A 9,079-nucleotide genomic window follows, 5' to 3' on the forward strand; every position below is an offset into this window, starting at 1 on the left:
CACCTGCGTGAGGTAGGAATTGGCAGTGGCCGTATCGCCGTCAATGACCGCCGTGCTGTACCGCTGGACAACGCCCGGCGGCGTTGCCTCATTCAGCACCTCCGGCTCCCCGCGGGTGAAAACAACTGCCAGCGCGATCACAACCAGCAATGTAATGGCCGCGATGATGGCGATGAGAATCCGGTCAGTTTTTCCCGCCGCAGCGTTCATCCCGTCAGTATCGCGCACAACACCCCACTTCGTATGTGCCTTCCGGCCCTACGCGTCCCGTTTGCACTGTTGATGATTGTGTCGTTCAGGGGCCGGCCCTGATCGGCATAGCGGTTGCCCCGGGAGGAACTCACAAAAGGCCGGTGAAAAGCAAGAGGCTTCCGAGAGTTCACAATGTGAGCGAAACTGCGTAGCGTCGATCATATGGACACCGTTATCCGCACGGTCGATCTCCGCAAGAACTTCGGTCGGGTCCAAGCGCTCGACGGTCTCAACCTTGAGGCCATGGCAGGCGAGATCCACGGCTTCCTCGGCCCCAACGGCGCTGGGAAGTCCACCACGCTGCGCATCCTCCTCGGCCTGGCCCGAGCGTCGTCCGGCAGCGCAACGGTTCTGGGCCTCCACCCCTGGACCGACGCCGTCGAACTCCACCGCCGGGTGGCCAGCGTGCCGGGCGATGTGAATATCTGGCCCAACCTATCCGGAGGCGAAGCGATCGATCTCCTGTCGCGCCTGCGCGGAGGCACAGCCGACCAGGAAGCCTACAGGCAGAAACGGCACAGACTCTGCGAGGCCTTCGACTTCGACCCGGGTAAGAAGGGCCGCGCCTACTCCAAGGGCAACCGACAGAAGGTGGCCCTCATTGCGGCACTCGCCACCGAGGCGGAGGTCTACCTCCTGGATGAGCCGACCAGCGGCCTGGACCCCCTTATGGAGGCCGTCTTCATGCGCGAAATCCGGCGGCTGGCGCAGGAGAAAGGCGCCACAGTCCTCCTCTCAAGCCACATCCTCTCCGAGGTCGAGCAACTGGCCGACCGGGTGAGTATCATCCGCGCCGGAAGGATCGTCGACGGCGGGACGCTCGACTCCCTCCGACACCTCACCCGAACGGAAGTCTCCTTCACCCAGGACAGTACGGACATTACTGCCCTGGCCAGCCTCTCCCCGGTGCACGATCTCACCATCGCCGAAGGCCGGGTCAAGTTCGGCGCCGATTCCGACAGCGTCCACGAGGTCCTGCCGCTGCTGGGCAGCATGGGGGTCAAGGGGCTTCTCGTCGCTCCCCCGTCGCTCGAGGAGCTGTTCCTGCGCCACTACGGCGACCAGGTCGCCTCTGCCGTCCCGGACGCGGACGACGGCGGCCCGCACCGCCGTCGCCACCGCGCCGAGGCGCGGAGCGGCGCCTGAAATGAGGATCTTCCTGGTCCTGTACATGCAGCGGCTCCGCCGTGACAGGTGGCAGCTCGTCGCTTGGGTGCTCTCCATCGGGCTGCTTGCCCTGTTTGCTACCGCGGCAGTCGCCCGGACGTACGGCGACGAAGCCTCCCGGGCGGAAATCCTGCGGCTGGCCACGGCGACGCCGGTGATTCTCGTGCTTCGTGGCCTGGTCCGAGGCGCTGAGCTTGGCGCCTTCACGTTCTTCCTGATCTACGCCTTCCTCGCCCTCCTCGCCGGGCTGATGAGCACGTTCCTGGCCGTCCGTCACACGCGGGCCGAGGAGGAGTCCGGTCGGGCAGAGCTTATCTCCGCGACGCCCGCCGTTCGGTGGCCCCCCCTCGCCGCCACGGCGGTGCACGGGCTGGTGGCGAACGCACTCGTCGCGACGGCCGTCGCCCTGGCCTTCCTCGCCAGCGGCCTCGACCCTGCCGGCTCACTCATCGCCGGCGCAGCGACAGGAGCCGTGGGTGTCGCCTTCCTCGGCGTCGGACTCCTTGCCGCCGAATTCCTCAGCACCTCACGCGGAGCGAACGGCATCGCATCTGCATTCGTCGTCCTCGCCTACCTGCTCCGCGGATTCGGCGACGCGACCGGACAGATCAGCGAGGACGGCCTCACGGTCACGGCCGCTTGGCCAAGCTGGGTATCACCGATCGGCTGGGGCCAGCAGACGTTCGCCTACACGGGCAACCGGGCCTGGCCCCTCCTGCTCCACCTCACGCTCGCGGCAGCGAGCCTCGCCGCCGTCGTCATCATCATGGCGCGACGCGACGTCGGCGCCAGCGTCCTCGCGGGCAGATCAGGGCGGACTGATGCGAGGCCGGGCCTCCGGGGGCCGTTCGCACTCGCCCAGCGGCTCCAGCAAGGGGCGATCGCCAGCTGGTGCGTTGCCGGCCTCGCAACAGGCCTGCTCACCGGCTCCCTCGGATCGGCCGTAGAATCTTCGGTAACCACCAGCCCTTCCGTGACGGCCGCCCTGCGCGCAATGATCCAGGCACAGGGAATCTCAATGACCCAACTACTCATCGCGGCCCTGTTCTCGATTGCCGGTGTCCTCGCCGCGGTCTGCGGCTTGCAGGCCGTCCTGCGCTTGCGCCAGGAGGAAGTGGCGGGGACCGGCACGCTCGTTCTGTCGGGAGCGGTGGGCCGCGTGCGCTGGCTCGGGAGCTTCCTGGGGCTGGGCGCAGTATCCGTGGTGCTCGTCCTGGGCTTCGCAGCCTTCGGGGCGTGGGTGTCGCTGGCCGCATCCGGGGACACGTCCAGCGAAGTCGGCGACGTCTGGCAGACGGCCCTCAACCAACTCCCCGCCGCCCTCATCTACCTCGCCCTGCCCGCCGTGGTGTTCGTCCTCTGGCCGCGGGCCACGATGCCGCTCGGCTGGACGCTACTGGGCCTCGGGGTCGCCCTCGGCATCTACGGCGGGATGCTCGGCTTCGACCAGGCCGTCCGCGACCTCTCGCCCTTCACGCACACCCCGGTCACGACCGCCCAGGGGACGGACTGGAGCGGTGGCTTCTGGATGCTTAGCATCGCGGGAGTTCTCGCTGCGACGGCGCTGGCTGCGATGCGCCGCCGGGAGGTGGGCACCGAATAACGGTCTCCACGGCCAGGTCACGGGTGCTGCGGTGAACGCCATCTTGGACGCGCTGCCCAAATACCAGTCAGGCATCGCGCGTTGCCTTTCTTGAGGGACGAGTGCGACTATCAAGGTTACTTTCGGCCCAGCGGGCGCACCGCCATGTCTGCGCAGGATGCTTGATTCGAATAGGCTTGCAGGATCCCCACCGCTTCCAAGCGTTACCATGACTGGATTGGACACCATCAATGAGTTTGATCCGGCTGAACGACGTCAACGTGAGCTTTGACAAAACCCAAGTTCTCCGCGAGGCCTTTTTCAAGCTTGAAGCAGGGGACAGGGTCGGCCTGATCGGCAAGAACGGTTCGGGCAAGTCCACCATCCTGAAGCTGATCCAGGGCCAGGTGGCTCCCGACTCCGGGACCGTCGCCGTCGAGCTCGGAACCAAGGCTGCGTACTTCTCCCAGTTCTCCGAGCTGAACGGCGAATCCACCATCGCGGAGGTCCTGGACGGACTGTTCGCCCACGTGAAGGAGATCGAAGCCGAGCTGGCCGGCATCGATACGGCCATCGCCGCCGACTCCTCGGACGCAGCACGGCTGGATGAACTGATCCACCGCCAGTCCGAACTCTTTGAGGCGATGGACCGGCTGGATGGCTGGGACTACCAGCGCAGCATCGACAAAGTGCTCACCACTCTCGGCTTCAGCGACCACCACCGCACCTGCGCCATCGATGAACTCTCCGGCGGCTGGCGGAACCGGGCAGCGCTGGCAAAGATCCTGCTGGAAGCCCCGGACGTCCTCCTGCTTGATGAACCCACCAACTACCTTGACGTGGCCGGCGTCGAATGGCTCGAAGGCTGGTTCCGGACCTTTAAAGGCGCTGCGATCATCGTCTCGCACGACCGGAAGTTCCTGGACTCCGTTGTCACCCGGATCATCGAAGTGGAGAACTTCCACCTCCACGAATATCCGGGAAACTTCGCCGAATATGTGGTGGCGAAGCAGTTCAAGCTCAAGAGCCTGGAGAGCCAGTTCGTTCACGAGTCCGAGCTGCTGGCCTTCGAGGCCGAAGGCATCTCCGACCGGCGGGAAGCGGCCAAGGCGGCCGGCAAGGGACTGGCAAACCAGCTGGCCAGGATCAAGAAGTCCCGGGCGCCCCGGCCCGTGGACCAGATCATCACGGAGATTTACGGCGGTCTGTACGTCAAGGATGTCCTGTGCCGGGTGGAGTCCCTGAGCAAGGCCTACGGCGGCCGGACGCTGTTCAGCGGCCTCAGTTTCGAGATCGGGCGTGGTAACCGCATCGCCGTCGTCGGGTCCAACGGCAGCGGCAAGACCACGTTGCTCCGGGCGCTCACCGGCGAAGAGCCGGCCGATTCAGGCAGCGTGGCCTGGGCCAAGGGCGCCGGAATGGTCTCCTACAACCAGGTCCTGGAAGAACTGGACGACGACGACACGGTCACCCATGCGGTCAACGCGATGCCTGACAGCCTGGCCCTGACTGCGACGAAGAAGTCGGTGAACAGGTTCCTTGCCATGTTCCAGTTCTCCGAAGCCGATCTTAAGCAAAAGATCGGCAACCTCTCAGGCGGCCAGCGCGCCCGGGTGGCCATGGCCCAATGCCTGCTCTCGGGTGCTTCGGTGCTGCTGCTGGATGAGCCCACCAACCACCTGGACCTCTCCAGCACCCAGGTTATGGAACGCGCCCTGCTGCATTTCCCGGGAGCAGTGGTGGTGGTCAGCCACGACCGCTTCTTCACCGACAAGATTGCCAACCGCCGGCTGGTATTCAGCGCTGCAGACTCAGGCCACGGGAGTGTGGAACTCCACGTCGCCTGAGGTTCGGCGGAGCCCCGCAGCCTCCGCCCCTACAGCCAGCCTTTCCTCTTGAAAATGGCGTACATCAGGCCTGCGGTGCCGGCCATCAGCGCGATGGCCATCGGGTAGCCAAGGGCCCAGTGGAGTTCGGGCATGTGGTCGAAGTTCATTCCGTAGACGCCGGCCACGAAGGACGGTGCAAAGAAGATCGCCGCCCAGGAGGAGATCTTCTTCACCTGTTCGTTCTGTTCGGCACTGGCCTGGTTCTGCCGGTTGGCGGTCAGCGTTCCGTCCAGCGTGAGGGCGTTCTGCAACAAATCACGGAATGAATCGGCGCGCGAGATGACTCTCTCCACATGGTCCTCGACGTCCCGCAGGCTGTGCTGCAGTTCAGAGTCCACGCCGTACTTTTCAAAGCCACGCTTGAGCTGCTGCATCATGTCCGGCAGGGGATGGATGGCGCGCTGGAACTGGATCACTTCGCGGGCCAGTTCGTAGATGCGGCGGGAGACGGTGGTGTCCCCGCTGAAGAGCTGGTCCTCGATCTCGTCAATGTCGTTTTCCAGCCCGGCCACCACCGGTGCGTAGTCGTCCACCACCAGGTCCAGCAGCGCGTAGAGAACGGCCTCCGGGCCGTGTCGGAGCAGGTCGGGCCGGCCCTCCAGACGGCGCCTCACCCGGGCAACGCCGGCCATCTCGGCATGGCGGATGGTGACCACAAAATTCCGGCCGGTGAAGATGTGCAGCTCGCCGAACTCCACGGTCTCGGTGGCGTCCAGGTACCGCGCCGGGCGGAGCACCGTAAAGAGGTTGTCCTCGTAGCGTTCAAGCTTGGGCCGCTGGTGCGCCGAGATGGCGTCCTCCACCGCCAGGGCGTGCAGCCCGAATTCGGTGGCAACGGCCGTCATTTCCGCCGCCGTGGGCCGGTATAGCCCGATCCAGGCCATGCCCCCGCGCTCGGCGAGCGTTTCAAAGGTCTGTTCCAGGCTCTCCGGTTCCGCGCTGCGGACGCCGTCCACGTAGACGGCATTGTCGATGATGGTCACGTCAGGACATTGCCCCGATGATCGCGCCGGCCACCGTCATGGCGAGCAGGTCGTGTCCGGAATCGATCAGGGTGACCGTTGTCGGGCGGCCGGCGAACCCGTTGTGGATGACGTGCCCGCCGGCGCGGAACACCAGCCCGAGTACCAGCGCGAACAAGCCGCCCGCCGCTGCGTTGTCCAGGCCCAGCTTGCTGATCAGGACAGCCAGCAGGACGGCGGTCAAGGCGGCGGTGACCATCATGGGAACCCAGATCCCCGCGCCGCCGCTGATGTTCTTGAGGTCCTCTTCAGTCTTTCCGATGGCGGCCATCCACCGCTTGCCCAGCACGGCCGGCAGGTACCAGACAAAGCCGATGGCCATGCTCAGGACGAAGGCCAACGCCACGGCGAGCCAGTTGATCTGTGAAATATGCGAAGCCCAATCCATGCTCGAATCCTAACTGCCCTCGGCTGGCCCGCCGCCGCCCTCGGTCAATTGCCTGGGCCGTGTTGGGGTGCCGGGCGCGGCCTGTGCCAGGCGCCTGATCAGGGGTTCAGTCCGGTAAGGGATATGGGTGTGGAGAGCCAGGACAGTTTCGGTCCGGATGACGCCCTTGATGCGGAGGATCTGGCGGAGGGCGGACTGCAGGTTGTGCGTATCGGTGGCCACCACACGGCACCACACGTCACCTCGCCCCGAGATCTCATGGACCTCCAGGACCTGGGGGAGCAGCCGGAGGGCGCCCACGACTCCGTCCAGTTCCCGGTGCGTCACTTCGATCGTGACGAAGGCGACGACGTCGTACCCCACGGCCTCGAGGTCGATCTCGCGGCCGCCGTCGTGCAGCACTCCGGCCCGGAGCAGGCGCCGGACCCGCGACTGCGCTGTGTTGCGCGCAATCCCCAGCACCTCGGCTAACTCGCCGATCTGGATGCGGGGATCGTGGATGAGTTCCAGGAGGATCTTCAGGTCAGTGGGATCAAGGGTGGGCAAACTGTCACTTTCAGCTATTGGAGACACCATGAATTGCGTATTTTGCTCAATTGTTCCATGGACAAGCGCCCAAACGGTCACCTCTGAAGCATTCTTTAGGTATCAATTCCCCCCGGGGCGGCCTCCCACAAGGACCTCCCTCCCCGGTCGACGCCAAGGCAGCGCCAATGACAGTCTTCAATGAACTCCGCATGCGTCCGGCCACCGCCGGGCGCCAGGGCTGGGATGCATCCACCAGCGCACGGCTGGTGATGGCCGGCGCTGTCATCTTCACCTTGCTGGTCGGTGCGAACCTGGCTACGCCTCTGTATCCGCTGCTACAGGCAAACCTTGGCCTATCGGCACTCGGCGTCACGGCGGCCTTTGCCAGCTATGTCCTGGCCCTGGTTGCAACGTTGATGCTGGCCGGGCACTGGTCGGACCACATCGGCCGGCGGGCGGCGCTTATCCTGGCTGTACTCGCCGGACTGGCGGGCAGTTGGGTCTTCTCGCAGGCCGAAAACCTCGTGGCGCTCTCTGCCGGACGGGCCCTTCAGGGTGTGGCCGTTGCCCTGGCCACGGGTGCCAGCGCAGCCGCACTGCGGGAACTGCTCCCGACCCGGCCGGAGTGGGCCACCCGTTTCACCCTGCTGGCGACGGCGGGAGGGGTAGCAGCCGGTCCGGTCATCGGCGGCCTGCTGTCGCTGCTGCCCGGGCCCACCACAGCCCCGTACTATGTTCACTCGCTCGCCCTGGCGGCAATGCTGGTGCCGCTGTACCTGCTTCAGGCCCGGCCGGCCATCAAGCCTCCGGTCGGCCGGCGGCCCGTCCTGGCCCTGGCTCCCCGCCGGCCTTCGGTATCCAGTGAGGCGAGGGGCGCTTTCTGGCTGGCGGCGGCCGTGGGCTTCCTCAGCTTCTCCGTCTTTGGATTTTGCCTGTCGCTGGCACCGGCCTATTTCGCCCCGATCATTCAGACCGATTCACGGCCGTTGATCGGCGCCCTGGCCGGGATGACGCTGGCCGCCTCCGCCCTGAGCCAGGTGCTGTCCGTGCGGGGCCGCTTTGTGGTGCCCGCGGGGCTGGCGGTCCTGGGCGCCTCGGTGCTGCTCCTGGCTGCCGCGGCCGCCTGGAGCAGTCCGCTGATGCTCGCCGCGGCCAGCGTCTGTGCGGGGCTGGGCCAGGGGGTCGCCTTCCGGACGGTCTTCAATGATGTGGCCGCCAAAGTGGAATCGTCACAGCACGCCCAGGTCATCAGCACCGTATATGTCATCACGTACCTGGGCAGCGCCGTACCCGTCATCGGGCTGGGCTGGGCAACGGCGGTGTTCGGGCTGCCGACGGCGGTCGCGGGCTTCGTGGTGCTGTGCAGCGCCGCTGCACTGGCGCTGTCCGCCGTCACGCTTCGGACGGCGCTGCAGCGGACAGCCTAGTCCGGCAGCGGGCCGTGGTTCCCCTGGATGTGCTCAAAGACGAGGGTGGTCTCGGTGTGGCCCACCACGGGGTCGGTGGCGAGATTGTCCAGGACCCAGTCCCGCAGGTCCTCGGTGCTGGCAACGGCGATGTGCAGCAGGTAATCCACGGAGCCTGATGTGTGGAAGGTGGAGAGGACCGCGGGCAGGTGCGGAACGCGGGCTGTAAACCGGTCGATCTGGTCCCTGTCGTGGGCCCTCAACCGGACGGCCACAAGCGCCTGGACGGACCTGCCGATGGCCGAGAGGCTGAGCTTCGCCTCAAATCCCTGGACAATGCCACGTTCGGACAATGCGCGGGTCCGCATGAGCGCGGTGGACGGTGCAATGCCCACCAGTTCTGCCAACTGCTTGTTGGAGATCCGTGCATCGTCCACCAAGGCGGCCAGAAGCCGTTCATCGATGGCATCCAGCGGCTCAAAGTGGCTGGCCGGCCGGATGCTTTTTGGGTTGCTGCTCATGGAATCTCCTTGAATGTCCGTCAGTTCATCCTAGACGCCGGATTCCTGTTGATCACCCCGGAACGCAACCTTCCCTGCCGAACAATCGCCAGACACACGTGCCATTTAATGGCGGATAGTTCTACGGCCGCGCGGCTTCTGCCTGCCCTTGTGCGGCGGCCCGTGCGGCTTCGCCGTGCCCCAGGGGATGTACGACGGCGGCTGTCACCGCCGTGATGCACGCCAGGGCCATGATTGCCACGGCAAGCGCCGTCCAGCCCAGGGACTGGAACACCAGTCCGCCGGCCCAGCCGATGACGCTGGAGCCCAGGTAATAGGCCAGGT

General features: G+C 65.9%; 8 protein-coding genes and 2 pseudogenes. 4 read left to right on the plus strand and 6 right to left on the minus strand.

The features are described from left to right. Window positions 1–210: pseudogene (locus V6M49_RS19605) on the minus strand (hypothetical protein); the annotation flags it as partial. Window positions 211–414: 204 nt separating this feature from the next. Here V6M49_RS19605 and V6M49_RS19610 point away from each other — a divergent pair. The 3 genes from V6M49_RS19610 to V6M49_RS19620 all read left to right on the plus strand — a co-directional run bounded on the left by V6M49_RS19610 (window position 415) and on the right by V6M49_RS19620 (window position 4,848). Continuing rightward, window positions 415–1,398 (plus strand): ABC transporter ATP-binding protein, encoded by a 984-nt coding sequence (locus V6M49_RS19610; RefSeq protein WP_332762831.1) that lies wholly within the window; start codon window positions 415–417, stop codon window positions 1,396–1,398. 1 nt (window position 1,399) lies between these two features. Beyond that, window positions 1,400–3,022, plus strand: coding sequence for an ABC transporter permease (locus V6M49_RS19615; protein WP_332762832.1), 1,623 nt, complete (start codon window positions 1,400–1,402; stop codon window positions 3,020–3,022). A gap of 230 nt (window positions 3,023–3,252) precedes the next feature. Then, a complete protein-coding gene (locus V6M49_RS19620) occupies window positions 3,253–4,848 on the plus strand; it encodes an ABC-F family ATP-binding cassette domain-containing protein (RefSeq protein WP_332762833.1) in 1,596 nt (531 codons plus the stop codon). Between the two features lie 29 nt (window positions 4,849–4,877). On the opposite strand, the gene corA is transcribed toward V6M49_RS19620, so the two are convergent. The 3 genes from corA to V6M49_RS19635 are packed head-to-tail and all read right to left on the minus strand — an operon-like array spanning window position 4,878 to window position 6,846. Further along, window positions 4,878–5,873 carry a magnesium/cobalt transporter CorA gene (corA, locus tag V6M49_RS19625; protein ID WP_141141121.1) on the minus strand — a complete coding sequence of 332 codons (996 nt, stop codon included), beginning with the start codon at window positions 5,871–5,873 and terminating at the stop codon, window positions 4,878–4,880. A gap of 1 nt (window position 5,874) precedes the next feature. Continuing rightward, a complete protein-coding gene (locus V6M49_RS19630) occupies window positions 5,875–6,300 on the minus strand; it encodes a DUF1761 domain-containing protein (protein ID WP_332762836.1) in 426 nt (141 codons plus the stop codon). 9 nt (window positions 6,301–6,309) lie between these two features. Continuing rightward, window positions 6,310–6,846 (minus strand): Lrp/AsnC family transcriptional regulator, encoded by a 537-nt coding sequence (locus V6M49_RS19635; protein ID WP_332762838.1) that lies wholly within the window; start codon window positions 6,844–6,846, stop codon window positions 6,310–6,312. Window positions 6,847–7,013: 167 nt separating this feature from the next. On the opposite strand from V6M49_RS19635, the gene V6M49_RS19640 reads away from it, so the two are divergent. After that, on the plus strand, window positions 7,014–8,255 hold the full coding sequence (locus V6M49_RS19640) for an MFS transporter (RefSeq protein WP_332762840.1): 1,242 nt from the start codon (window positions 7,014–7,016) through the stop codon (window positions 8,253–8,255). Here the strand turns inward: V6M49_RS19640 and V6M49_RS19645 are convergent. Together V6M49_RS19645 and V6M49_RS19650 are read right to left on the minus strand one after the other, a co-directional pair. After that, on the minus strand, window positions 8,252–8,755 hold the full coding sequence (locus V6M49_RS19645) for an Lrp/AsnC family transcriptional regulator (protein WP_056344094.1): 504 nt from the start codon (window positions 8,753–8,755) through the stop codon (window positions 8,252–8,254). The genes V6M49_RS19640 and V6M49_RS19645 overlap by 4 nt on opposite strands. A 121-nt stretch (window positions 8,756–8,876) precedes the next feature. Continuing rightward, window positions 8,877–9,079: pseudogene (locus V6M49_RS19650) on the minus strand (MFS transporter); the annotation flags it as partial.

The organism is Pseudarthrobacter sp. (genome assembly GCF_036675385.1).
Classification (GTDB): domain Bacteria; phylum Actinomycetota; class Actinomycetes; order Actinomycetales; family Micrococcaceae; genus Arthrobacter.